This is a genomic window from Acidovorax delafieldii 2AN (genome assembly GCF_000175235.1).
Lineage (GTDB): Bacteria > Pseudomonadota > Gammaproteobacteria > Burkholderiales > Burkholderiaceae_C > Acidovorax > Acidovorax delafieldii_B.
The window spans coordinates 1-729 of the sequence record NZ_ACQT01000597.1 but is presented as its reverse complement, the minus strand read 5'-3'; the positions used below and the strand labels follow the sequence as shown (position 1 = coordinate 729).

Annotated in this window: 1 protein-coding gene; it reads left to right on the top strand. The window is 70.6% G+C overall.

Features of this window, described 5'->3' with window-relative positions; translation table 11 throughout:
- Positions 1-729: cytochrome c biogenesis protein CcdA (locus tag ACDELDRAFT_RS23285; protein ID WP_005801850.1), on the top strand; the 729-nt coding region annotated here is incomplete at both ends.

Here is a 729-nt window from a genome sequence, read left to right as displayed (position 1 = left end):
GTCGTTTCTGGCGCTGGGTGGCCTGCTGCTGGCACTGCGCGCCGCGGGCGAGCAACTGGGCTGGGGCTTTCAGCTGCAATCGCCCGCCGTGGTGGCGCTGCTGGCCGCGCTGTTCACGCTGATCGGGCTCAACCTGGCGGGTGTGTTCGAGTTTGGGCAGTTCGTGCCGGGGCGCCTGGCCACACTGCAGGCCCGCCACCCGGTGGGCGATGCGTTTTTGTCGGGCGTGCTGGCCGTGGCCATTGCTTCGCCGTGCACCGCCCCATTCATGGGCGCCTCGCTGGGTTTCGCCGTGGGCATGCCCGCGGCGCAGGCACTGGCCGTGTTTGCCGCGCTGGGCGTGGGCATGGCCCTGCCCTACCTGGCCGCCAGCCTGGTGCCCGCCGTGGTGGGCTGGCTGCCCCGCCCCGGCCCGTGGATGGCCACCTTCCGCCATGCCATGGCCTTCCCGATGTTCGCCACGGTGGTCTGGCTGGTCTGGGTGCTGGGCCAACAAAGCGGCATCGACGGGGCCGGTGCCTTGCTGGCGCTGCTGGTGGCGGGAAGCAGCGTGGTGTGGTCGCTCACGCTGCGCGGGCGCGCACGGGTGGTGCTTGCTTCTGTTTTGATAGCTGGAAACGCCTGGCTGATTAGCGCCATCGGCCAAAACATCACCAAGCCCGCCGAAAGCCCCGTGGCTGCGGCAGGTACGGCAGGTACGGCGGGCACGGGCACTGCCGCGGAAGCCGC